At 47.8% G+C, this 23923-nt stretch carries 21 protein-coding genes; 13 read left to right on the plus strand and 8 right to left on the minus strand.

Annotated features, from left to right (window positions below; translation table 11 throughout):
- Positions 1 to 289: 289 nt before the first annotated feature.
- From cydB to cydD, 4 genes are all read right to left on the minus strand, one after another.
- A complete protein-coding gene (gene cydB, locus NWF35_RS07630) occupies positions 290 to 1303 on the minus strand; it encodes a cytochrome d ubiquinol oxidase subunit II (RefSeq protein ID WP_301238459.1) in 1014 nt (337 codons plus the stop codon).
- Positions 1304 to 1346: 43 nt separating this feature from the next.
- Positions 1347 to 2732 carry a cytochrome ubiquinol oxidase subunit I gene (locus tag NWF35_RS07635; RefSeq protein ID WP_301238460.1) on the minus strand — a complete coding sequence of 462 codons (1386 nt, stop codon included), beginning with the start codon at positions 2730 to 2732 and terminating at the stop codon, positions 1347 to 1349.
- 95 nt (positions 2733 to 2827) lie between these two features.
- On the minus strand, positions 2828 to 4615 hold the full coding sequence (gene cydC, locus NWF35_RS07640; protein WP_301238503.1) for a thiol reductant ABC exporter subunit CydC: 1788 nt from the start codon (positions 4613 to 4615) through the stop codon (positions 2828 to 2830).
- Between the two features lie 20 nt (positions 4616 to 4635).
- Positions 4636 to 6489: a thiol reductant ABC exporter subunit CydD gene (gene cydD, locus NWF35_RS07645; RefSeq protein WP_301238461.1), complete on the minus strand. Its 1854-nt coding sequence runs from the start codon at positions 6487 to 6489 to the stop codon at positions 4636 to 4638.
- A gap of 578 nt (positions 6490 to 7067) precedes the next feature.
- Between cydD and hpf the strand changes: the two genes are divergently transcribed.
- Together hpf and NWF35_RS07655 are read left to right on the plus strand one after the other, a co-directional pair.
- The gene (hpf, locus tag NWF35_RS07650; protein WP_301238462.1) at positions 7068 to 7619 is read left to right on the plus strand and encodes a ribosome hibernation-promoting factor, HPF/YfiA family; all 552 of its coding nucleotides are present in this window, start codon (positions 7068 to 7070) and stop codon (positions 7617 to 7619) included.
- Between the two features lie 123 nt (positions 7620 to 7742).
- A complete protein-coding gene (locus tag NWF35_RS07655) occupies positions 7743 to 8198 on the plus strand; it encodes an MDR/zinc-dependent alcohol dehydrogenase-like family protein (protein ID WP_301238463.1) in 456 nt (151 codons plus the stop codon).
- Between the two features lie 142 nt (positions 8199 to 8340).
- On the opposite strand, the gene NWF35_RS07660 is transcribed toward NWF35_RS07655, so the two are convergent.
- The 3 genes from NWF35_RS07660 to NWF35_RS07670 form a co-directional block, all read right to left on the minus strand.
- The gene (locus NWF35_RS07660; RefSeq protein ID WP_301238464.1) at positions 8341 to 8652 is read right to left on the minus strand and encodes a cupin domain-containing protein; all 312 of its coding nucleotides are present in this window, start codon (positions 8650 to 8652) and stop codon (positions 8341 to 8343) included.
- Between the two features lie 20 nt (positions 8653 to 8672).
- The gene (locus NWF35_RS07665; RefSeq protein ID WP_301238465.1) at positions 8673 to 9221 is read right to left on the minus strand and encodes a hemerythrin domain-containing protein; all 549 of its coding nucleotides are present in this window, start codon (positions 9219 to 9221) and stop codon (positions 8673 to 8675) included.
- Between the two features lie 152 nt (positions 9222 to 9373).
- Entirely contained in the window at positions 9374 to 10069 is a 696-nt protein-coding gene (locus tag NWF35_RS07670; RefSeq protein ID WP_301238466.1) for a Crp/Fnr family transcriptional regulator, read from the minus strand.
- A gap of 570 nt (positions 10070 to 10639) precedes the next feature.
- Here NWF35_RS07670 and hcp point away from each other — a divergent pair.
- Together hcp and NWF35_RS07680 are read left to right on the plus strand one after the other, a co-directional pair.
- The gene (hcp, locus tag NWF35_RS07675) at positions 10640 to 11926 is read left to right on the plus strand and encodes a hydroxylamine reductase (RefSeq protein ID WP_301238467.1); all 1287 of its coding nucleotides are present in this window, start codon (positions 10640 to 10642) and stop codon (positions 11924 to 11926) included.
- Positions 11927 to 12733: 807 nt separating this feature from the next.
- Positions 12734 to 13774 (plus strand): zinc-dependent alcohol dehydrogenase family protein, encoded by a 1041-nt coding sequence (locus tag NWF35_RS07680; protein ID WP_301238468.1) that lies wholly within the window; start codon positions 12734 to 12736, stop codon positions 13772 to 13774.
- Positions 13775 to 14284: 510 nt separating this feature from the next.
- Here the strand turns inward: NWF35_RS07680 and NWF35_RS07685 are convergent.
- A complete protein-coding gene (locus tag NWF35_RS07685; protein ID WP_301238469.1) occupies positions 14285 to 14980 on the minus strand; it encodes a Crp/Fnr family transcriptional regulator in 696 nt (231 codons plus the stop codon).
- A gap of 545 nt (positions 14981 to 15525) precedes the next feature.
- On the opposite strand from NWF35_RS07685, the gene adhP reads away from it, so the two are divergent.
- The 9 genes from adhP (at position 15526) to NWF35_RS16845 (ending at position 23901) form a co-directional block, all read left to right on the plus strand.
- On the plus strand, positions 15526 to 16536 hold the full coding sequence (adhP, locus tag NWF35_RS07690; RefSeq protein ID WP_301238504.1) for an alcohol dehydrogenase AdhP: 1011 nt from the start codon (positions 15526 to 15528) through the stop codon (positions 16534 to 16536).
- Between the two features lie 130 nt (positions 16537 to 16666).
- Positions 16667 to 17704 carry an aldo/keto reductase gene (locus NWF35_RS07695; protein ID WP_301238470.1) on the plus strand — a complete coding sequence of 346 codons (1038 nt, stop codon included), beginning with the start codon at positions 16667 to 16669 and terminating at the stop codon, positions 17702 to 17704.
- 423 nt (positions 17705 to 18127) lie between these two features.
- Positions 18128 to 19045 carry a ubiquinol oxidase subunit II gene (locus NWF35_RS07700; RefSeq protein ID WP_301238471.1) on the plus strand — a complete coding sequence of 306 codons (918 nt, stop codon included), beginning with the start codon at positions 18128 to 18130 and terminating at the stop codon, positions 19043 to 19045.
- A gap of 21 nt (positions 19046 to 19066) precedes the next feature.
- Positions 19067 to 21007 (plus strand): cytochrome aa3 quinol oxidase subunit I, encoded by a 1941-nt coding sequence (gene qoxB / locus NWF35_RS07705; protein WP_301238472.1) that lies wholly within the window; start codon positions 19067 to 19069, stop codon positions 21005 to 21007.
- Between the two features lie 13 nt (positions 21008 to 21020).
- Positions 21021 to 21638, plus strand: a complete 618-nt coding sequence (locus NWF35_RS07710) for a cytochrome (ubi)quinol oxidase subunit III (protein ID WP_435873851.1) — start codon at positions 21021 to 21023, stop codon at positions 21636 to 21638.
- Positions 21635 to 21949: a cytochrome C oxidase subunit IV family protein gene (locus NWF35_RS07715; RefSeq protein ID WP_301238473.1), complete on the plus strand. Its 315-nt coding sequence runs from the start codon at positions 21635 to 21637 to the stop codon at positions 21947 to 21949. Before NWF35_RS07710 ends, NWF35_RS07715 begins: the two co-directional genes overlap by 4 nt.
- Positions 21950 to 21971: 22 nt before the next feature.
- A complete protein-coding gene (locus tag NWF35_RS07720) occupies positions 21972 to 22892 on the plus strand; it encodes a heme o synthase (protein ID WP_301238474.1) in 921 nt (306 codons plus the stop codon).
- Between the two features lie 41 nt (positions 22893 to 22933).
- Positions 22934 to 23311 (plus strand): COX15/CtaA family protein, encoded by a 378-nt coding sequence (locus NWF35_RS07725; protein ID WP_301238475.1) that lies wholly within the window; start codon positions 22934 to 22936, stop codon positions 23309 to 23311.
- Between the two features lie 8 nt (positions 23312 to 23319).
- Complete coding sequence (locus NWF35_RS16845) at positions 23320 to 23901, plus strand: COX15/CtaA family protein (RefSeq protein WP_363321578.1); 582 nt, start codon at positions 23320 to 23322, stop codon at positions 23899 to 23901.
- Positions 23902 to 23923 lie beyond the last annotated feature (22 nt).

The following is a 23923-nucleotide window of genomic DNA, read 5'->3' on the forward strand; positions in this document are numbered from 1 at the left end:
TTTCACTTATAATCATGAAATAGAATAATGAATATTTCGATCAAAAGCACAAACCCCTTATTTTCAAGGGATTTTTGCTAGGTAAGATGAAAAGGATGGAACGGTCATTATGTGATTTTATGAACAAAATGTCCGTGTGCATGGAACGCTGGCACATCCAATTGTGTCTGTACCTTGCTCACGTGAGTTTGTCTTGATGTGGTGTGACCCGGATAGCACAAGAAAAAGGGCCCTTTTTCAGGTGCCCCTTGTCTGGATGATGGCTTGAATTACAATTATTCGCTTAATCTTAATAATCCAAGTGACCACCTGGACGCAGACGATGTCGAAACACCCAATAGGTCCAAGCTTGATACGCCAACACAAAAGGTAACACAATGACAGTGATGATCGTCATCACGCGCAACGAATAGGGCCCCGATGCGGCATTATAGATCGTGAGACTCCAGCTGGGGTTGAGCGAGCTGATCATCACGCGCGGAAACATATGGAGAAAAACCGTGATCGACGAGAATACGATTGTCAGGCTGGTCATTAAAAACGCCCATCCGTCGCGTTTGGCGTAAATGAAAAAGGGCACCGACAATAACGTCATGGCTGCCAGTACAGGCACTCCACCGGGGTCGATACCGGTTTTGCTGAACAGGTCAGTATTATAGAAACATATAAGGGCAAACAAGAACATCACCAGACTGGTGAGCGCCCCGATTCCTCTTGCGGTTTCCCGCGCCCTTGCCTGCATCTCGCCTACTGTGCGAAGGGAAATGTACAGAGCACCGCTTAACGTTGAAAGCAGCAGCAAACTTAAGCCACCCATGATACTGAAAGGCGTAATGAGGCTCCAGAAAGTACCGACATAGTTCATGTGGGAGTCGATGGGCACACCACGTATGAAATTGGCGATTGCTACACCCCATAGAAAGGGTGGTAAAACACTTCCCACAAACAGGAGCCAGTCCCAAGTGGTACGCCATCGCGGATTATTGATTTTACTGCGAAACTCAAAGGCCACTGCACGCACAATCAGCGCCACCAATAGCAGGAAAAGAGCGATGTAAAACCCGCTGAATAAAGTCGCGTACCAGTGTGGGAAAGCTGCAAACATCGCTCCGCCTGCGGTGATGAGCCAGACCTCATTTGCATCCCAGAACGGACCGATCGTGTTGATAATCAGTCGGCGCTGTTCATCCGTCCGTCCAAGGAAAGGGGTTAAAATGCCAACGCCATAATCAAACCCTTCCAATACAAAAAATCCGGTAAATAATATGGCAATCAGAATGAACCAGACGATGTTAAGAATCAATGATCCTCACCTCGTTATCCATAATCGTTACATCTGCCGGTTTCTAAGTTGCCGGATGGGGGAGTTTGGCATCCATTTCTGACGGGTCCTCCTCGAAATCCGGCCCCTGACGGATAATGCGAACAAACAAATACACGTCGACAATCCCCAGAACAAGATACAGGATTCCAAACCCGAGCAACGTCGTCCATATCATGGGTGTGGTGACTGTAGATGAAACACCGTCAACTGTTTTCTGAAGGCCCATGACCACCCATGGCTGCCTGCCCATCTCCGTCATGATCCATCCGGTGCTGTGTGCGATGGGCGGTAGGAATATAGCCCCAATCATCGCTCGCAAAAAGGCGGGATGCTGGCTCAACTGGTTTTTCAGTACCAGATATACACCATAAAGGGCCAATAACAACATCAATATACCGGCCAGTACCATCACGCGAAAACTCCAGTACGTTACCCAAACGTTTGGAATGTAATTTCCCGGACCATATGTTCGTTCATACTGTTTCTGCAGCTGATTGATCCCTTCGACCTTACCGTAGGTGTGATTATAGGCAAGAATACTCAACAAATAAGGAATTTCCACATTCAACGTGTTACGGTGATGTTCTTCATCGATGAGTGCGAACACGGACCAAGGCGCATGTTCCGGGCTGGTATTCCATAGCGCTTCTGATGCTGCCATCTTCATGGGTTGTGACTTCATTAAATGTTGAGCCTGCGAATGTCCCAGCACAATTGTCAGAACGCTAGAGGCTAAAGCCACGACGATACCGATTTGAAAAGAGCGCGTAAACTCCTTCAGGTGCCGCCTTTTCAGTAAATACCAAGCACTGACACCGGTGATAAAGAAAGCACCTGTAGAAAGAGCACCAAACCACACATGTGGAAACTCCACCCATAATTGGGGGTTGCCAAGCAGTGACCAAAAATTGCTCATCTCCGCCCGGCCGTTATGGATCACATAGCCCCTTGGCTCCTGCATAAAGGCATTCGCTGTCAAAATCCAAAGTGCGGATATCGACACCCCGGCGGCAGTAAGCCAAATTGCGAGCAGATGCACACGTTTGGACAACCGATCCCATCCGAACAGCCATACCGCGACGAAAGTCGATTCGAGAAAGAAGGCAGCCAGTGCTTCGATCGCCAGGGGCGGCCCGAATACATCGCCGACGAAGCGGGAATAGGCGGACCAGTTCATGCCAAACTGGAATTCCTGCATGATTCCGGTGGCCACGCCCAGAGCGAAGTTGACAAGAAACATTTTGCCCCAAAATTTCGTCATCCGTTTATACGTCTCATCGCCTGTTCGAACATAAATCGTCTCCATCAAGGCAATCAGAACAGCCAATCCGATGGTGAGAGGTACGAATAGAAAGTGGTAGACCGTAGTGATCCCAAACTGCCAACGGGCTAACAAAACATTCAACATGCCTGTTCCCCTTTCACATACCGATCGGTTTAAATATCAGGTAGGTGGAACCCGAGCCTAGAATTAATTTGTAGGATATCCCATTAATAGGGGTTTTATCTGTTGATTTCCATATTCGCGTGCAGTCTGTCTCTCTCAACCTCCCACATTGCACGGTAAATGCCGCGCAAATTAAGTAATTCCATGTGTGTCCCTCTTTCTGCAATGCGGCCATCTTTCAGTACCAGAATTTCGTCAAAGGATTCCAACCCGCTTATACGGTGGGTAATGAGCAAAACAGAACGACCGGCAGCCACCATCTGAAGCGTCTTCATAAACCTTTGCTCAACGATCGCGTCCAAACCGGTTGTTGGCTCATCCAATAGAAGAATGGGCGCTTCTTTCAGCAATGCCCGTGCCAAGGCCAAGCGTTGCCGTTCCCCTCCAGATAAACGCGCACCGAGTTCGCCAAGAAGCGTATCGTATCCTTCCGGCAATTCCCGCAACACCTGATCGATCTGTGATTTTGAGGCGGCATCCTGCAGTTCCGTCAAGGTCGCTGTGGGGTGTCCCAGGCGCAAATTATCGGCCGCCGACTCATGGAACAAATAGGTTTTTTGTTCAATCACAGAAAACCAACGGCGGATCACCTTCGGCTCCACATCGCGCAGATTGACCCCGCCAAGCTCAATCTGTCCGTTCATTGGCTCCCAAAGACGCAATAAGAGGCGAATGAGCGTGCTTTTTCCAGCGCCGCTGGCTCCGACCAAGGCCATGTGTTTGCCCTGTGGCAAATCGAAAGAGATGTCTGCCAAAATTTTGCGATCCGAACCGGGGTAGATAAATGATACGTTACGTACACGCAAATCCGCTGACCGGGGAAGTTGTGAGCAACCCTGTTCCGTCACCGGAGGGGTTTGGTCTGTCAAACGAAACATCCTCCGACCGGCCTCGATGCACTCTCCCAAATGCTTGAACGCTGTCGGCAACGGCATCACCACTTCGAACACTGCTAACGCTGTCAGTACCAGCATGGCCAAGTACACCCCGTCCATGCGTCCGGTTTGCAAGTGCTCAATACCAAGCCACAACACAACCCACATTGTAAAATGGCTGGAAATGAACAAAAGCCCGTTGCCGAGGCCGTCCACATGGGCCAGCCATAATTGACGGCGGTTCCATATCTGTTGTTCCCTTTCCCATTCCTGCATCACCTTCGTTTCCAGGTTATAGGCCAACACATCAGCAATCCCCTGAACAGTGTCTACCAGCTTCGTTTGCATACGTGCCCGCACTTGAACCGATTCCGCTCCTGCTCGCCGTGCCAGGAAATGTGTAAGCAAAGGAACACCTGCTGCGGCGGTAACAAGTCCCGCAAACAAAACCAGAACCAAATCGCCGCCAAAGGGGGCCATCAGCACGAAGCCCAATCCCATCACCAGCAATGCCACCAATAGTGGTGCTATCGCCCGCAAGTAAAAATTTTGCAGTGTATCAATGTCTCCGATTGCCGACGCCAATACATCACCGCTGTACTGACCTTGCCACATCATCGGTACCAATGGCTCAATGCGCCGGTACAGCCACACACGGATCTGCCGGAGGATGCGAAAGGTCAAGTCGTGGGAGAAATATCGTTCAGCGTAACGGAACACGGCGCGGGACAAGCCAAAAAATCGAACCCCTACAATGGGCATCCACAGCAACAATATGGTGGCAGGGTGAAGAGCAGCTTTGGCAATCAGGTAACCGGAAGTTGCCATCAGCCCAATGTTTGCTCCTACAGTACAAAAGCGAAGCAGAATTGACAGGGTAAAGCGCCAGGGAAATGGTCGTTGAAATTGAAACAAACGGACGATCACCCTCCAGAGCGACAACTGTGTCTGTCTATTTTTCGGTGTCATCCTCTGTATCACCAGTCTGCTCACGCTTCTTCACCTCCGGCATACGCGGTGCGTAATCGCCGATACATTCCTTGAACAGCCATCAGTTCCGTGTGGGTTCCTTGTTCAACAATCTTTCCGTCTTCCATTACAATGATCCGATTCGCCCGCTTCACCGTGCTCAGACGATGAGCAACCACAATCACCGTGCGCCCCGCAAGAAGCCGCGCGATCCCTTCCTGCATCGAACATTCGGTTTCCGGGTCAAGGTGGGCGGTAGGTTCATCGAGCAGCACCAGCGGAGAGTCCTTGAGCAAAGCCCGTGCCACCGCCAATCTTTGGATCTGCCCCCCGCTTAAACCGTATCCGCCTTCACCTAAGGGGGTGCTATACCCTTGGGGCAAAGAGATAATCCAATCATGTGCCTTTGCCGTACGCGCAGCCGAAATAACCTCCTCCATAGAAGCGTTGGGACGAGCCAGGAGCAAATTATCCATAACGGTGCCGGCAAAGATATGCGTGTGTTGACGTAACACCGCCATTTGTCTTCGCCATTCCTCGATTGGCCAATCACTTAACGATTGACCGTTGATACGGATCTCCCCAGCCGTTGGGCGCAAAAAACCCTGCAATAGGTCGAGGAGCGTGCTTTTACCCGCTCCACTGGGCCCGACCAGCGCCAGTGTTTCACCGGGGTGAACAGTTAGATTGATATCGTGTAATATTGGCGGCAATCCGGGATCGTATGAAAAAGTGACATGGACGAAATCAATTGTGAACGGATCATTCCGCGATCCATGATGTGTTGGTATCCACGGTGCCCTCTTTGGCCCGTGTTTGGGTTGCAAATCCCTGTGGAGATCTTTATCAGATGCACAGGATACACGCACATCCTTTTCGATCTTCCAACCTTCCTGTACCAGGCTGGGCGATTTGGCTTCGAGAATCTCGAATATTCTTCCGGCAGCAGTCACTCCGTTGAGACCTGCATGAAACTCGCTCCCCAGTGCCCGAAGGGGCTGAAAAAATTCAGGTGTCAACAACAGGATCAAAAAAGCCGTGAAAAAGGGCATACGATCAGAAACCAAGCGTAAGCCGAGTGTAACGGCGACAACTGCTGTGCTTAGCGTAGCAAATAATTCCAGTAAAAAAGAAGACAAAAAAGCAACCCGAAGGGTACGCATCGTCGCCAAGCGATAGGCTTCACTTGCACGCCCCATCCACTCCGCCCGAGCGCGGCTGCGTCCAAAAACCTTCAGCGTGGTCAAGCCTTCCAAGACATCAAGAAACCGTGCAGCGAGCAAGCTTAATTGCTGCCATTGACGCGAGCTGGCCGATTCTGCCGCTTTGCCGATCAAAATCATAAAGAATATGATCAATGGCGCAGCCACTGCAAGAATGAACGACGTTAAACTGTCGCGTGTCAGCACGAAACCGAAAATGGCCAACGGCATCAACGCCGACAGTGCCATTTGCGGAAGATATCGGGATAAAAAGCTTTCCAACTGTTCAATTCCGGTCATCGCCGTGTTGACCAACTCGCCGCGTTGCTCTTGGGCTGTCCAAACCGGCCCAAGACGCAACAGATGTGCGATCAGCCGGCGACGCAAATCCGTTTTTACACGCACAGCCAGATGCGCTGCGACCGCCTGATCCAGCCAAGTGAGAACACCGCGGGTGATGATAAGACCGCATAAGATCCAAAGCCAAGGACTGACCTGATGCAATGGAGCGTGCTCCAAAAACACAGCGTTGACCACGCGGGCCAGGTAATAGGCCTGAAGGATCAACAGCACTCCGCTCGTCAACCCTACTCCCACAGTGACGGCCAGAAGCACGCGAACCATTCGTATTTGTCGTACAAGCTGCTTGATATGTATACGAATTTCCTTCAAATGTCGAAGCCCCTCCACTCACCGAATCAACGGTGGCAAAATGATCATTGGCCACTATTGATCATTTTTGCCGTTCACGATGGTCATATACCATTAGGATTTTCCATTGGGACTTCTAGCAATTTGTTGTGCCATCTGTGCCATCGTTTGGAATCTTGAATCGCTGTAGACAACTTGTCATGAGACGAGTAGTTGCTTCTTTCAAGAACCGCGGAGCGGACATAATGGCATTCAATACGGTTTTATCATGATGCATAAGTGGGTTTGTAAATCAGTTCACATGGTTTTCATTCACCCATGCTTTCACTTTTAAGATTAGTCACGTGATAAAACGTTTATCGTAATGCTGAGTTTCTGTGAACATCCCCCTTTATGTGAAATTTATCACATTCATTTCGATCCGTATGACTTATGCTAATGTACACAGACCAAATTTCAGTTTCACTTTGGGAGTGTGAAACCTTCGGAGAAATAGGTAAAAATTGGCGTCATGGCTCCTGCTTTAAAGGGGCGTAAACATCGAGGCTCATGATAACACGTTGATTAGAATGTATAAAGCGAAAAGGGGGATTCGCTTCATGAATTATGTCATTCGTGGGAATAACCTTGAAGTGACGGATGCTTTGCGGAGTTTTATCGAAAAAAAGATCAGCCGTCTGGAAAAGTATTTCAACACCCCTCCTTCCGCCGATGCACACATCTCCCTCAGCGTGATCCGCGATGATCACAAGGTGGAAGTGACGATTCCTTTTCCGGGCGTGCTGGTTCGCGCGGAAGAAAAAAGCGCGGACATGTATGCTTCCATCGATCTGGTCGTGGAAAAATTGGAACGTCAGATCCGGAAGTACAAAACCAAGATCAACCGCAAACTCCGTCAGGAAGGAAGCCTCCGTTCGCAGCTTGTTGAAAACGAAAACACAACAAACGCTTTCGTGAATGGGGAAGACGTACCTATCGAAGTGGTTCGTACGAAGCGTTTTCACTTGAAACCGATGGATGTGGAAGAAGCCATCATGCAAATGGAACTGCTCGGACATCACTTCTTTGTGTTCTCCAATGCAGAGACTGATAAAGTGAACGTAGTATACCGCAGAAAAGACGGGCGTTACGGTTTGATCGAGCCAGAGTGAGGATATGAAAATATAAGGAAATTGAGTTTCAGGTATAATGCCCTGCTGAGAAACAAAAGGGTGAAGCCGGAAAACACCTCTGCCCCCAAAAGAATTGAAAGGAACACAGAAAGGCCACCAGGAGTGAACAGCTCCACGGGAAATGTGGCTGAGCAAGTGATGGAATTAACCGACTGTAAGGGTGTCGATGTAGCGATTGAGGCTGTCGGTTTCCCGGTGACTTTTGACATCTGTCAGCAACACGGCAAGCCTGTCGAATTGCACCTGGAACAATTGTGGATTCGCAATGTCAAGATCACGACAGGGCTGGTTAGTACGAGCACGACACCGATGCTGATCAAAACGGTGCAGTCCGGGAAGATCAAACCACAACAGTTGGTCACCCACCGTTTTCCGCTAGACCAGATTATGCAGGTGTACGAGGTATTTCGCAATGCAGCCAAAGAAAAAGCGATGAAAGTGATTTATACCATGATTGACTCTTTGGACAAAGGAACGGTTCAAATCGTCTCCTTTGTCCGTTTTTGTTGCGTTCCCCCAGACAGTTCACCGCTTTGTAAGAATGCAGTTTGTGGATAAAGTGATGCGGGCTCCGATTTTCCGTCTGAAGGTCCGCATTCGACGAGAAAATGGGGCCCGCCATACGAGCGACAATTGAGCGCTTGCGAAACAGGAGCGAGAGGATAAACGGCGCACCCGAACACGAATGGTTCACCACATTTCAAGCATGAAGATTACAACCAGTTTGGGAACCTGTTTTTATAACGAGCAAGCTGGAATCTTGTATCGCTTCAATATCATGTTCCTCATACGGATTCATGTGAAGGAAGGAACCCGCTTTTAAGTGGAATCGTTGGTCAGATACACCAAACCATACTTCTCCGCTGATCACAAAAACGAGCACATGACAATTCGCATGGTGTCGGGGAATTTTTTTCCCCGCTTTTAATTGCAGGTTCACAACGATTCCTTGGTCAAACTCCAACACTTGAGTACGGGCAACCCCTTTTTCACCAGCAATTCCTTGTTTCATCTCAACGACAGTCATTGAAATCATTCTTTTCTGGTTGATGTATGAAGATGGACATCATGGGCGATCGCCGTTTTTTCCTCTTGAGTCAAAATCACGCTAAACAATGGGAACAGGTAATGATCCTCCTTCTCAATATGTTTTTTTAACAGATAGGCAAGCAGCCCCATTTTTTGTATGAGTTCATGTGAAGGGTTTTCGGGATCATGATTTTGAAACAGGGCCATTGCTTCTTGATAATGTTTCCGGATGATGTTGTGTTCGCTTTTTAATTTGGCGATGGGACCCACTTCCGTCTCTGTGATATGATTTGCCAAACGAGAAAGAATATATTTTTCTTCGTACAAAAAATGATGCTCCAATTCATGACCGATTGTATCCAAAGCCTTGTGGTAAAGCTCGGCATGATAGCCTTCCCTTACCTGATCCATCAACTGGCTTAAAGTAGCGTGTTCTTCGATAAAAGAATGTAGTTCGGGTGCTACGATCATTAGAATTTTATCGAATTCCCGTGTATCTGTTTTTTTCCAATCCGTTAAATCCAGATTGGGTTGATAGCTCGGTTTTGCCATATCGATTCACTCCTCACGAAAATGGATTACAGTGGTATCACTTGTGCGCAATGCCACCCCCCATCTCGTTGACCCCATGTCTCACTACAAATGTACATGAGTTAGATCAATCTCATTGTGATTTTTTGCATAAAAAAAGCCCCTGTTTTTTGTCATTCTTTAACAGGGGAGAGTGTACGTTGCAGTACATCCGGATCGTAAATCAAGATGCCTTTTCGATTGATATCAAGCAACTGATCTTTTTTTAGTTGGTTAAGCACACGGTTCACCGATTCACGTGACATTCCCAACATATTGGCAAAATCTTGATGGGTTAACGGAATGGAAACGAAAACCCCATCTTCCCTCCGAATTCCGTATTCCTCCACCAACCGTAACAAGGTCACCACAACTTTTCGATGGACATCTCCCGAAATCACCTCTTGCAAGCGTTTTTGCAAATAAAGAAGCCTTTTATCCATCATTTTCATGACTGATTTTGCGATGAGTGGATTCGAATCCAACAATCGATCGAAGTCATCCGTCGATACCGCTAACAATTGGCTGTCCGTAACAGTTACAGCCGTTCCGGGATACGGTGAATCGCCGAAAAATCCCACATGGGGAAACATATCCCCTTTTTGCAGAAGACAGATGACCTGCTCGTTTCCGTTTTTCTCGACCTTAGTGACCTTAACGATCCCCGATTGAATGAAGTAGACCGTGCGAAGCTGCTGTCCCTCCACAAAGATCGTTGAATTCTTTCGATAGTTTCTTAAAACCGTTATACGTGCGATTTTCTCCAAATCATCATCTGTTAGTCCACTGAACAGCGGAACACGTTTGAGAATCTCGAATTTCCGGTCCAACCATACCGCCTCCACATTTTTTATGCGGTAGTGGCAGCAAAGCTGCAATTAGACATAATTTGCCCAATTAAATTCATTACAATATCCCTCTGAGTAGTCAATGACAAAACTCCAATCGTAATATTGACTTTCTGTGAACAACCTATTTTTGTGAAATCCATCACATTCACTTTCTCCAACTCGGTTTACGCTAAGTATACAGACAACATTTCAGTTTGATGATGGGAGTGTGAAACCTAGAAAAAAGGGGGGGATTAAGCCGAATAAAATGTTTCTTTTGGGCTGCGTCCTTTTATTCCTTTTGCCTGGATGCAGTGACCAATTTGGTCCTGGTTGATGGAGATGAGAGGTTGGCCGTTTCTACCTCAGATGGTGACCTTTTTTGAATGCACTTCTTAGCTCTCTCCGACAAAGAGTGACCTTGACAAGCTTGGGCGACCGCGAACCATATCCATGGTATGGAATATATAACAAATCAATAGATAAGAGTAATTTATGTGGCTGACAAAGAGTTTGCTGCTATAGCTTGGATGGATTCACGTGAGTTATGTGAGAAGGAGGAAGGGAAATATGTTTTGTCACCAATGTGAGCAGACACCAATGGGTGGATGTAAAATTATCGGAGTTTGTGGAAAAAACGAAGTGATCGCTAGTCTGCAAGATATTTTGGTTTTTGGGTTAAAAGGGATCGCTGCATATCGTACACATGCTTATCAGCTCGGATATACAGACCCGTTAGTAGATGCTACCACACATGAAGCACTTTACATGACACTGACCAATTCCAACTTTAATGAGCAAGAGCATTTTGAGATGGCGATGAAAGTTGGGCAAGCAGCGATCCGGGTGATGGAATTGCTAGATCGAGCTCATACAGAACGCTTTGGGATTCCACAGCCCGTTCGTGTTAGCCAAAATAAAATAGAAGGAAAAGCAATTTTGGTAACAGGGCACAATTTGCTTGCACTTGAAAAATTATTAGAGCAAACGATGGATAAAGGGATCAATATATATACACATTCAGAAATGTTACCAGCACATGGTTATCCTAAATTGAAAAAGTATCCTCATTTAAAAGGGAACATCGGGAAATCATGGTTTGATCAAAGAAGGCTCTTTGAAAGATTCCCAGGCGCTATTTTAGCAACAACGAACTGTGTCATGCCCATTAAAGGTACATATGCAGACCGCTTCTTCTCTTACGATGTAGCTGGGCTTGAAGGAGTACAAAAAATTGAAAATGATGATTTTACACCATTGATTAAGCGTGCTTTAGAGCTTCCGGAAGTGAATATAGAGTCTGATCAAGAGCTCGTTACAGGTTTCCACCATGAGACAGTACTGGGAATAGCGCCGGAAATTATCCAGGCTGTGAAAGATGGAAAAATTAAGCGCTTCTTTGTCATTGCAGGTTGTGATGCTCCAGGGAAAGGTGGCGAATATTATCGAAAATTAGCCACATCCTTGCCACCAGAAACGGTTATTCTAACCACTTCTTGCGGCAAGTTTCGCTTTAACGATGTAGATTACGGAGTCGTACCAGGTACAGATATTCCACGCTATATTGATTTAGGACAATGTAATAATTCGATTTCCACTGTGAAGATTGCGGCTGCACTAGCCGAAGCATTTGGATGTGAGATAAACGAACTGCCAGTCAGTATCGTGTTATCTTGGTTTGAGCAAAAAGCAGTTGCCATCCTATTGGGGTTGTTTAGCTTAGGTATTCAAGATATCCGTATTGGACCGAAAGCTCCTGAGTTTATTTCGCCAGGCGTGTTGCAAGTATTACAAGAGAGATTTGGCTTAAAATTGATTGGGGATGTACAAGCAGATATGCAAGTCATGTTAACGTAGAGCTCTACACACCTGACCATCTCATCTTAAAAGGGAGCGCTATAGGATTTGGCCGATTATGTTTGGTTTAATACAGAAGTATGTGGCCGAGAAGGCCATAAGGGCTCTTGTCCCGCTGTCGGTCACGATGTTGGATCTCACTTGGTGCAAGTGGGATCTTTTATTTTTACATCGGAAGTTAGAGTTGCATTGGGGGAAAAGGGAGACTAGGACGAAACCGGTGGTTCCTCATGAACATGGTGAATGGGCATTTCTGACAGTGCCTTGTTTGCTTGGTACTGGGTTGATCCATTCTTTAAACGCATAAGTAGCATATAGAACAACAACCATCCCATAAACAACAAAAGATGATACCAACTGGGATTACCATTCCACGGAGAATCCTTAATTTCTTTGTCGGCAAATAGTACGGTAGCTGTACTGGTCAGCACACGTTTTGGAATGGGGGTATCGTTTGGTACATCTCTCCCCCGTAATACCCCAGAATGGCAAATGAAATGACGAATACAAGTGTCAAGCTGACCCCTTCTAAGACTCATTATCACAGGCATCGCGCTAATTTTTCCCATTTCACATGGATAGTTTAAACTACGCGATCGTTCATTATTTGAAATGATGATCAGCTGGTAGGTCCCCGTAAAAAATTGGAATGGACAGAAGAGCAAATTGGCATATTAACGATAGACAGTCATCGTTCGATTAGTTCAAAAGAAGTCCCATATAATCCCCGTTAGATTCGGACGGACAACCTTAAAATTGGGTAGCTTGAAAGACAACTTCGCGACAAAAATGAGGGGGCGCAGAATAATGAAAGCGCTTGTATTCCGTGGTCCGGGAAAATTTGAGTGGGTAGAGAAGGAAAAGCCGACGATTCAAAATCCGACGGATGCCATCGTAAGAATCACCAAAACGACGATTTGCGGCACAGATTTGCATATCTTGGGCGGTGATGTACCGGCGGTAACCGACGGCCGAACCCTGGGACACGAAGGGGTTGGAATAGTAGAAGAAGTCGGCTCGGGTGTCAGCAATTTCAAACCCGGCGACAGAGTGCTGATTTCTTGTGTCACTTCCTGTGGAAGATGCGATTATTGCAAAAAAGCGATGTACGCCCACTGTGAAGACGGGGGTTGGATTTTGGGGCACCTGATCGACGGTACTCAGGCGGAATACGTTCGGATCCCTTATGCCGATACGAGCTTGTATCATATTCCTCCGGGAACCGATGAGGAAGCACTTGTCATGTTGAGCGACATTTTTCCGACGAGTTTGGAAATCGGGGTGATCAACGGCGAAGTTCAGCCGGGGGAAGTCATTGCTATTGTCGGGGCCGGACCGGTCGGGATGGCGTCACTCTTGACAGCGCAACTTTATTCGCCGGCGGAGATCATCATGATCGACCTCGACGATAATCGCTTGGAGATGTCCAGAAAGTTCGGGGCCACCAGGACAGTGAACAGCTCCAAGGGAAATGCGGTTGAGCAAGTGATGGAATTAACCGACGGTAAGGGTGTCGATGTAGCGATTGAGGCTGTCGGTTTCCCGGTGACTTTTGACATCTGTCAGCAAATCCTGAAGCCCGGAGGACGGCTGGCCAACGTCGGTGTCCACGGCAAGCCTGTCGAATTGCACCTGGAACAATTGTGGATTCGCAATGTCAAGATCACGACAGGGCTGGTTAGTACGAGCACGACACCGATGCTGATCAAAACGGTGCAGTCCGGGAAGATCAAACCACAACAGTTGGTCACCCACCGTTTTCCGCTAGACCAGATTATGCAGGCGTACGAGGTATTTCGCAACGCACCCAAAGAAAAAGCGATGAAAGTGATTTTATATAACGATTAATACTCTTGGCAAAGAAACGGATCAACCCGTTTTTTCGCTTACACGTGCCCCCTGTAGCCAGCGCGCCACTTTGTAAGAATGGCGCGGTGGAATACCGGCGCCAGGTAGTTGATAAAGTTCGTGGGCTTTGATCTCCCGTCTCCGTGTCTGGCAAATTGATCAGGACGCAACGTTTCCCGGTAGAGCGACTGACCAAGCCCTACCGAGCGGAGAACCAGAAAGTGCAGGAATTCATCGCGTGCAATTTCCTTTAGTGAAGCGGACTTTGCCCGCGTCCTGTGCTCACCGGTTTGGAGCGGCCAAGACTGGCTTCCTTGCAGGGCGTAGGTGGAGCGAGCCGGGAAAGCCAAGCGGACAGACTCATCAGATACAAACTCAGCCACTTTGTCAGCAGTCTCATGACGGTGGAATATACATTAACCCCTTTTTCCTTTTTCATCTCAGCAACTGACATCAGATTGATGGATCAAACTCTTTGTGATTTTTGCATAAAAAAACCCCTGTATTCTTTCATTCTTTAACAGGGGAGAGTGTACGTTGCAGTGCATCCGGATTGTAAATCAAGATGCCCTTTCGATTGATATTCAGCAACTGATCTTTTTTTAGTTGGTTGAGCACACGGTTGACCGATTCCCGTGACATTCCCAACATATTGGCAAAATCTTGATGGGTTAAAGGAATGGAAATAAATATACCATCTTCCCTCAAAATTCCGTATTCCTCTACTAGCCACAATAAGGTGATCACAACTTTTCGATGGACATCTCCCGAAATCACATCTTGTAAACGTCTTTGAAAATAAAGGAGCCGTTTATCCATCATTTTCATGACTGATTTTGCGATGAGTGGATTCGAATCCATCAATCGATCAAAGTCGTCTATCGATATGGCTAACAATATGCAATCCGTGACTGCTACAGCCGTTCCGGGATACGGTGAATCGCAGAAAAACCCTACGTGGGGAAACATTTCACCTTTTTGCAAAAGACAAATGATCTGTTCATTTCCATTATTTTGCACCTTTGTGACCTTGACGATCCCCGATTGAATGAAGTAGTCCGTACTAAGCTGCTGACCTTCCACAAAGACTGTTGAATTCCTTCGATAGTGTCGCAAAACCGTAATATGAGAGATTTTCTCCAATTCATCATCTGTCAACTCACAGAACAGAGGAACACGTTTGAGAATCTCGAATTTGCGGTCCATCAATACCGCCTCCAAATTTATTATTGGGGGCAGAGGCAGCAAAGCTGCAACCAGACATAATTTGCCCAATTAAATTCATTGCAATATCCTTCTGAGTAGTCAATGACAAAACTCCAACCGTAATTTTGACTTTCTGTGAACAATCGTGAAACATATCACATTCACATAGTCCAATACTGCTTACACTTATTATATCTGTAATATAGATTTTCTGTGAACGAGCCATTTTTTGTGAAATACATCACATTTTCTTTCTCCAACTCGGCTTACGCTAATGTAAACAGACAACATCTCAGCTTGATGATGGGAGTGTGAAACCTTTGAAGAAAACAGGGCAATCAAATTGCCTGGATAGAGTGACTGATTTGGCCCTGATTGACGAGGGTGAGGGGTTGGCCGTATCCATCGTGGATGGTGACCGCGGTCATCTTCACTGATATCCACTACACCCCACGATTCTTCTGTCGACAATACAACACGGCAGATATTGGCACAATCATGGCGTTCATGCTTTGTTGGGAGGTGTGAAGAGATGGCTAAAAAAAATTCTGGCCGCGGTTGTACGAGACTTTGCGGAACCGGTTCGAATTGAGGAGGTGAATATTCCGGAACCCGGAGTAGGACAGGTTCGTGTGAAAGTCGAAGCCTCAGGATTGTGCCACACTGATATTCACGCGGCAAATGGGGAGTGGCCGGTCAAACCGAAATTGCCCTTTATCCCGGGACATGAAGGGATCGGTATCGTGGAGGTGGTCGGAAAAGGAGTAACGGGGATCAAGGAAGGGGACCGGGTGGCCCTCCCTTGGCTGGGTTACGCATGCGGAAATTGTGAATACTGCAACTCCGGCTGGGAGACACTGTGCCAGTCCCAGTTTAACACCGGTTACTCCATCGACGGCACCCATGCCGAATACACGATCGGCTACGCCAAACACATCGTCAAGGTGCCTGACGGCATCAGCCCGCTGGATGCGGCGCCCTTGACCTGCGCTGGGGTGACTACCTACAAGGCGGTGAAGATGTCCGGTGCTCGGCCGTCGGACCTCGTGGCCATTTTCGGCATCGGCGGGCTCGGCCACCTGGCCCTGCAATACGCCAAAGTGACAGGGGCGACGGTGGTGGCTGTCGATCTCTTCAATAAGAAGTTGCAACTGGCCAAGGAGTTGGGAGCGGACTATGTGGTCAACGCCCGGTACCAGGACCCTGTGGAAGAGATCAAAAAACTGGGCGGTGCCGATGCAGCCATCAGCGTGGCTGTCTCGCCCAAGGCCTTTGAGCAAGCTTTCCATTCCCTACGCCGCGGCGGCCGCCTCGTCCTTGTCGCGTTGCCAGCGGACAACTACATGCAGTTGCCCATTTTTGAGACCGTATTCAACGGTATCCAGGTGATTGGGTCCATCGTAGGTACCCGCACCGATCTGGAGGAAACGTTCCAATTGCATGCGGAGGGGCGGACAAAAGTCATCTATGAGACCAGACACCTTCATCAAGTGCACGAAGCCTTTGAAGAAGTAGAAAAAGCGCAAACGAAAGCACGACTGGTCTTCAAACTGTAAACACAATACAAAGCTCCAAACGGATTTTTAGCTATCGGTAAACAGGACGGTGTCGAGGTTTTCGACTGAACACACAGTATTATCCCATCGCCACCGTGCGATGTGAAGATATGAGAAGGAGGTTATTTTGATGAAATACCGCAACATGCCTGGCATCGACACATCAGTCTCCGAAGTTGGTTTCGGCGTTTGGTCCGTTGCTACACCATGGTGGGGCGTCAAAGACGATACGCTCGGCAAACGCCTGTTACGCATGGCATATGAAGATTACGGTATTACGTTTTTTGACACCGCGGACGTGTACGGTCAAGGAAAAGGAGAAACCCTCTTGGCGGAAGCGTTGGAAGGGCTTCGTGACAAAGTAGTGATCGCCACCAAATTCGGCTACGATATCTATGCCAAACGGGGCGACCGACACGGCAGACACTCCGAATTGCCCCAGCGCTGGGACGCCGCCTCGATCCGTCAATCCTGCGAAGAAAGCCTACGCCGATTGAAGACCGACGTGATCGACCTCTACCAATTGCATAACGCACGAATGGAAGCGATCCAGAGTGATGAAGTGCTTGAGACGCTGGAACGGTTGAAAGAGGAAGGAAAAATCCGCACCTATGGTGTTGCTTTGGGACCGGACCTTGGCTGGCGGGACGAAGGATTGGCCACGCTCCGTGACGAGCGGTACGTCATGGCGCAAATCATTCACAACTTGCTGGAGCAAGATCCTGCCCGAGAACTGATCCGGGAGGCCGAAAAACTGAATAAATCCTTGATTGTCCGCGTCCCGCACGCATCAGGTCTCCTCGACGGCACCTATGATCCGGACAAGCATTTCGATAAACGAGACCACCGCTCCCACAGGCCGATCGAGTGGATGAAAGCTGGTCTGGATGCGGTTCGCAGGTTGAGATTCCTGTATGAAGGAACTGACCGGACCATTGGTCAAGCAGCCATTCTCTTCTCTTTGGCGAGCCCCGCGATCAAATCCGTGCTGCCCAATATCACCAGTGAAGAGAACTTGCGCGAATTTGCGGAGGCGCCGGAGAAAACGCCGCTTACAGAAGAGGAAATGAAGATGATCGAAGTGTTGTGGGAAACTGGCATGAAAGAGCAATTGAAACAGCCGTTCTCCAATAGCAAAATCAAGCCGACACCCGTGGCGGCTCGTTAATCACCGCACCAAGAAAATTCCGGTAAATTCGGGCGGGGATCTTTCCCCGCCTGGATGTATCCCACTGTCGGCGTATAGATTGCGTCTATTTCCTTCTGCGACGGGATTCTGTTCAACGCGACATCCCTTTGAGCTGTTAAGTGACAAAAATGTAACCGCAATGTCGATATTCTGTGAACACCTCTTTTTTTGTGACATCCATCACAATTGCTTAGCCCGATAACGCTTACACTCATTTATACAGACAAAATTCAGTTTGACTATGAGATATAGCTTTGGAGTAGTTAAGTGACAAAACGATAACGAAACGCCGATATTCTGTAAACATCCTTTTGTGAAATTCATCACATTTATTTTGTCCAATGTCGCCTACACTCATTTCACAGACAAAATTTCAGTTTTGATTATGGGAGGGAGAAACCTTTGAAGAAAACGGGGATATCAAGTCGGCTAAAACAAGTTCTTTTCAGCTCTGTTCTGTTATTCCTGTTGCCAGGATGCAGTGACCGATTTGCCCTGCTTGATCCTGCTGGACCTGTAGCGCATACAGAATATCGGTTCATTGTGCTTTCAGCGATTTTAGTCTCGCTGGTAGTCATTCCCGTCCTTGGTCTCCTGATCTACATTGTGATCCGTTACCGGGATCGTCCCGGAAATCAGGCTCCTTATCGGCCCAACTGGACAGAGAGTAAAATTTTAGAAGCGATATGGTGGGGAATTCCCATACTGATCGTCGCTATTCTTGGAGTATTTACCGTTCGTGACACATACGCACTGACCCGGCCACCGACAAATCATAAGCCCATCACCATACAAGTGGTTTCGTTGGATTGGAAGTGGATGTTTCTTTATCCTGATTCGAAGATCGCCACTGTCAACTACTGTGAAATTCCCACAGGGGTACCGGTGCAATTCGTGTTAACTGCAGACGCACCCATGAACTCCTTCTGGGTTCCGCGGTTGGGCGGCCAGGTGTACACCATGCCGGGGATGGAGATGCAACTTTGGTTGCAGGCAGACCGTTCGGGGGTGTTCGAAGGGCGTGGAGCCAACTTTACCGGAAAAGGCTTTGCTCACATGAACTTTCAAGTGGTTGCGAAACCGCAGTCTGAGTTTGAGTCGTGGGTAAAAAGTGTCAAAGCATCTGCACCTGCTTTAACAAATGAAAAATACAATCAGCTCGTAAAACCAAGTGTCGTTAAACAACAATCTTATTCCTCTTACCCAACCTCGCTTTATAAAAATATCGTCAATAAAAACGGAGGGATGTATTGGCACGGGAAACATGAGCAACATCCAATGCCAATGGATGGACAACATCAAATGCCTATGGGAAATTGATGAGAAAGGTGGGAGTGGAGGATGTTCAAAAGTCTGGTTTTGTATTTGAAAAACGCTGACCCCTTGATACAGATGTCAGCGGTTGCGATCGTTTTGACTCTTATCGGTATCGTGGTCGCTCTGACGTACTACAAAAAATGGGGATGGCTGTGGCGCGAATGGATCACGACAGTCGATCATAAAAAGATCGGGATCATGTATCTGATTTGTGCCCTGTTGATGTTGTTTCGTGGCGGCGTAGATGCTCTGCTGATGCGAACCCAACTCGCTTTTCCAGGTATGAATTTTTTGGACGCACAACACTACAATGAAATCTTTACCACACACGGAACCATCATGATTTTGTTCGTGGCTATGCCTATGCTTTTTGCCATGATGAATATCGCTGTTCCGCTGCAAATCGGAGCTCGTGACGTAGCCTTTCCCTTCTTAAACGCCGTAAGTTTTTGGCTGTTTTTCTTCGGTGCATTGTTGTTTAACCTTTCCTTCGTACTGGGTGGTTCTCCTGACGCCGGGTGGGTCAGCTATCCACCGTTGGCGGAGTTGTCACACAGTCCAGGACCGGGGATCAATTATTATGTTCTTTCCCTTCAAATATCCGGGATTGGAAGCATCGCAACAGGTATCAACTTTATTGTCACGATCCTGAAAATGCGTGCACCCGGTATGACGCTGATGAGGATGCCGTTATTTACTTGGTCCGTCCTTGCATCCTGTATTGTGATTATCTTTGCCTTTCCCGCTTTGACAGTCGCACTGGCACTCTTGGGACTGGATCGCATTGCCGGAACCCATTTCTTTACGATGTTGCATGGCGGGAATCCCATGATGTACGTCAACCTCTTCTGGATTTGGGGACACCCGGAAGTTTATATTGCCATCCTTCCTGTGTACGGTATTTTCTCTGAAATTGTCAGCACATTTAGCAAGAAATACATTTTCGGTTACAAGTCCATGGTCATTTCACTCATGCTGATCAGTGTCATCGGCTATTTTGTCTGGGTACACCATTTCTTCACGATGGGTGCGGGTCCGGGCGTCAACAGTTTCTTTGCGGTGGCTTCGATGGCTGTCGGCATCCCTACAGGTGTCAAGGTTTTCAACTGGCTGTTCACGATGTTCAGAGGCCGGATCCGACTCACATTACCGATGCTTTGGACGCTAGCCTTTATCCCCTGTTTTGCCATCGGTGGAGCGACCGGGGTCATGCTTGCGGCGGCTCCTGGAGATTACCAGTTTCACAATAGTTACGTTGTCATCGCCCACTTCCATCAGACATTGATCGGAGGGGCGGTATTTGGGTTGCTTGCAGGGATGTATTACTGGTGGCCGAAAATGTTTGGCTTTAAATTGAACGAAACCCTCGGCAAATGGGCGTTCTGGTTCTTCAACATTGGATTTTACGTTTGTTTCATGCCGCAATACGCGCTGGGGCTCATGGGAATGACCCGACGTGTGTACACGTATCCCGCTGCAACAGGGTGGGGGACACTCAACTTTGTTTCAACCATTGGTGCGTATTTGATGGGTATCGGGTTTCTCTTTATCGTGGTTCAAGTCCTTTACAGTATTCGTTACGGGGAACGCGATATGACGGGGGACCCATGGGATGGCCGCACTTTGGAATGGTCCCTGCCATCGCCCGTCCCGTATTACAATTTTGCCCAAATCCCCACAGTAAATGGGCGGGATGCCTGGTGGGAGATGAAACAACAACGAAAAGAATACAGCCTTTCATCGACAAAAGAGTTGAAACCCATTCACATGCCGAACAATTCATCTCTGCCTTTCTTTATGGGGTTGGCGTTCTTTGTCGCCGGATTCGGTTTGGTCTTTAACCAATTCATGATCGCTACAGTCGGGCTGATCGGTGTGGTGGTGTGCATGCTGTGGCGTTCGCTTGAAAAAGATACGGGCCACTGGATTTCCGTTGACGAAATTAAGCAAATGGAAGCGTCATAAAGGGGGTTGTAATATGGTTGAAGCAACCGGAAGCCCGATCTCCAATCAGCAGTCATTCGAACATGGAATGGAAGAAGAAGAAAAACATATCCTTGGTTTCTGGATTTTCCTGGCGACGGATCTTGTGCTGTTTGCTTGTCTGTTTGCCACCTATCTCGTACTGCGCACGCATACGGATGGGGGGCCGACGGAGGCGCAGCTGTTTGACATTCCGATGTTTACGCTTGAAACCTTTATCTTGTTAACCAGCAGTTTTACCTGTGGACTGGCTGTGCGTGAAATGCGCAATGGCCATTTAGGACGACTCATGGGGTGGCTGGCTGTGACCATCTTGCTCGGTCTCGCGTTTGTCGGGATCGAGGTCAATGAATTTCTATCCTATTCGTTGGAAGGGGCAACGATGCAGCGCAGTGCGTTCCTGTCCGGGTTCTTCACTCTGGTGGGCACACACGGTCTTCATGTGTCCCTGGGGATCGTCTGGATGATCTCTGTCGGGATCCAGCTGATGCGTGACCGGATCCAACCCACGACAGCCCGGAAATTATTCAACGCTGGATTGTATTGGCACTTCCTGGATGTGGTATGGGTAATGATCTATACGGTCGTTTATCTCATGGGGGTGATGAAATGATGAACAAAGAACATTTATCAAAGAAGTCTTTTCCTTGGGCGCATGTGATCGGTTATGTCGGATCCATTGTGCTGACGGTTTTGGCGCTGTGGTTCACTGTGAAAGCTCCCTTGTCCCAAGGGAGCATCATTACCATCTTATTGGCACTGGCCATCCTTCAGATCCTGATACAATTGATCTTCTTTATGCATATCACAGAAAGCCGCGGGCCGGCTTATCATTCCATTGCGATCGCACTCGGGTTTTTGTTCACGTTTGCCGTTGTTGCCGGATCATTATGGGTCATGACTTTTAATTCCCAGGTTCAATGATCCCCAGTGAGGAGTGGGAAAGATGTCGGCTCCGTTGTTGGATTCTATTCAATCACAGCAACGAACCTTTTTGATAGCGATGGAGAAATTCAAAGCATACCTTGCGCTCACCAAACTGCGAATCGCGATCTTCATGATTTTTACGGCGATCTGCGCAGCAATCGTTGCCAAAGGAGAATTGCCCGATGTTTGGACAATGGCCGCAATGGCGATCGGTCTGGCCCTGTCCGCCGCAGGGGCGTCGGCGATTAACATGTGGTACGACCGTGACATCGACAAAATCATGAAGCGAACGATAGGTCGACCGCTTCCGAACGGACAACTCCGGCTGCAATCTGCTCTGCTCTTTGGTATCGGCTTGGAACTGTTGTCCCTGATTTGGCTTTGGGTGTTTGTTAACGGACTTACGTCAATTTTGTCTCTTGCCGGTTTTTTGTATTACACCGTAATTTACACCATGTGGCTGAAAAGAAAAACACCACAAAATATTGTGATAGGGGGTGGGGCCGGCGCCATTCCGCCCATGATTGGCTGGTCGGCGGTGACAGGGAATATCGGCTGGCCGGCCGTGATCATGTTCGCGATTATCTTCTTTTGGACCCCTCCCCATTTCTGGCCGCTGGCGATCGTGAAAAATGACGAATATGTACGTGCAGGCGTTCCGATGATGCCGGCCGTTCGTGGCCAAAGGAACACGAAAAGACAGTGCTTGTTTTACACCTTCGTTCTTTTGCTCACTACTTTCAGCCTGTATTTCACCGGTGCTGTAGGCGGCTTGTATTTGGCAGCAGCGATCATATCCGGCTTGGCATTTTTGTTCTTTCAAATACGCATGTGGTATGAACCAGATGATCGCACCGTGTGGGCGAAACGAACATTTTTCGCTTCACTGATTTACTTGGCGGTTTTGTTTACCTCTATGGCGATTGATTCACTGCTTTAGTTCTTCGTTTTCTCCTGAAGAGGGGAGGGGGCTGTTAAGGTATGATAAAATCTGGTGAGAGACGAACCAATATTTTTCCACTCGCTTTCGTAACTCTCGTCGGGTTGTTTTTGATCAATATCTTAGGTTTTATTGACACCCAAACCGGTTCAGAGCTAGGATGTGGGAGAGATTGGCCGTTTTGTAAAGGGGGGATCATTCCTGCCGAGTGGGATTTTCATACGGCTATTGAGTTTATCCATCGATTGATTGTGGTCATTGATCTCGTTCTCTTGGTCTGCCTAACAGTAGCCACATGGAAACGATACCGAACAAGAAAAGAGATTCGGGTTCTAATGGGGATCTGCTTTGCTGGCTTTGTTGGGGAAGCTGCTCTGGGAGCGATGACTGTTTTTTTGATAATCCCCCTTCAGTACTAGCCCTTCATATGGGATTGTCACTCGTCTCATTGACCGCTTTGTATTTGTGGACGGCCATCCTTCGACAGATGGAAACCGGAAAAGGCCAAATGTTTGTCATACACAAGACCGATCGTGTGAAACAGTTGGGTAAATGGGCATGGGGAACGTTCATTTACTGTTTTTTGGTCATCTATTTTGGTTCGTATGTTTCGTTCACAGGGTCTGGTATCTATTTCCAGGGATGGCCCTTTCCAACGGAGTCCTACAGTCAAGTGCATGAAGCCTTGTTCATTGATTTGACTCACCGACTGATGGCCTTTGTGTTGTTGTTACTGATTTTAAGATTAAACCTATTGGCTTATCGGATACGCTTAGAAAGAAACGATTTATGGGCCGGAAGCGTTCACGCCCTTCTTCTGGCTGTTCTGCAAATACTCAGCGGTGCACTGCTTATTATCACAAAGTTACACTTAATGGCGTTTCTCCTCCATGTATCGATCGTGACCCTTTTGGTTTGCTCTTTAAGTTTACTGGGATTCAAAACATTGCTTTCCCACAAGGGGGCTAACCTTGACCCATCAGAACGGGTAACCCTCAAGAGTTCATAACGATAAATCAATCTCGAAAAGG

Origin of the sequence: Polycladomyces subterraneus (assembly GCF_030433435.1) — a bacterium.
Classification (GTDB): Bacteria; Bacillota; Bacilli; order Thermoactinomycetales; family JIR-001; genus Polycladomyces; species Polycladomyces subterraneus.

Coding starts and splice junctions, on each gene's coding strand:
- NWF35_RS07635 (WP_301238460.1), bottom strand. CDS start 2,732: ATGTTGAATGTTTTGTTAGCCCGTTGGCAGTTTGGGATCACTACGGTC.
- cydC (WP_301238503.1), bottom strand. CDS start 4,615: ATGACACCGAAAAATAGACAGACACAGTTGTCGCTCTGGAGGGTGATC.
- hpf (WP_301238462.1), top strand. CDS start 7,068: ATGAATTATGTCATTCGTGGGAATAACCTTGAAGTGACGGATGCTTTG.
- NWF35_RS07660 (WP_301238464.1), bottom strand. CDS start 8,652: ATGAAACAAGGAATTGCTGGTGAAAAAGGGGTTGCCCGTACTCAAGTG.
- NWF35_RS07665 (WP_301238465.1), bottom strand. CDS start 9,221: ATGGCAAAACCGAGCTATCAACCCAATCTGGATTTAACGGATTGGAAA.
- hcp (WP_301238467.1), top strand. CDS start 10,640: ATGTTTTGTCACCAATGTGAGCAGACACCAATGGGTGGATGTAAAATT.
- NWF35_RS07680 (WP_301238468.1), top strand. CDS start 12,734: ATGAAAGCGCTTGTATTCCGTGGTCCGGGAAAATTTGAGTGGGTAGAG.
- NWF35_RS07685 (WP_301238469.1), bottom strand. CDS start 14,980: ATGGACCGCAAATTCGAGATTCTCAAACGTGTTCCTCTGTTCTGTGAG.
- NWF35_RS07695 (WP_301238470.1), top strand. CDS start 16,667: ATGAAATACCGCAACATGCCTGGCATCGACACATCAGTCTCCGAAGTT.
- qoxB (WP_301238472.1), top strand. CDS start 19,067: ATGTTCAAAAGTCTGGTTTTGTATTTGAAAAACGCTGACCCCTTGATA.
- NWF35_RS07710 (WP_435873851.1), top strand. CDS start 21,021: ATGGTTGAAGCAACCGGAAGCCCGATCTCCAATCAGCAGTCATTCGAA.
- NWF35_RS07715 (WP_301238473.1), top strand. CDS start 21,635: ATGATGAACAAAGAACATTTATCAAAGAAGTCTTTTCCTTGGGCGCAT.
- NWF35_RS07720 (WP_301238474.1), top strand. CDS start 21,972: ATGTCGGCTCCGTTGTTGGATTCTATTCAATCACAGCAACGAACCTTT.
- NWF35_RS07725 (WP_301238475.1), top strand. CDS start 22,934: ATGATAAAATCTGGTGAGAGACGAACCAATATTTTTCCACTCGCTTTC.
- NWF35_RS16845 (WP_363321578.1), top strand. CDS start 23,320: ATGGGATTGTCACTCGTCTCATTGACCGCTTTGTATTTGTGGACGGCC.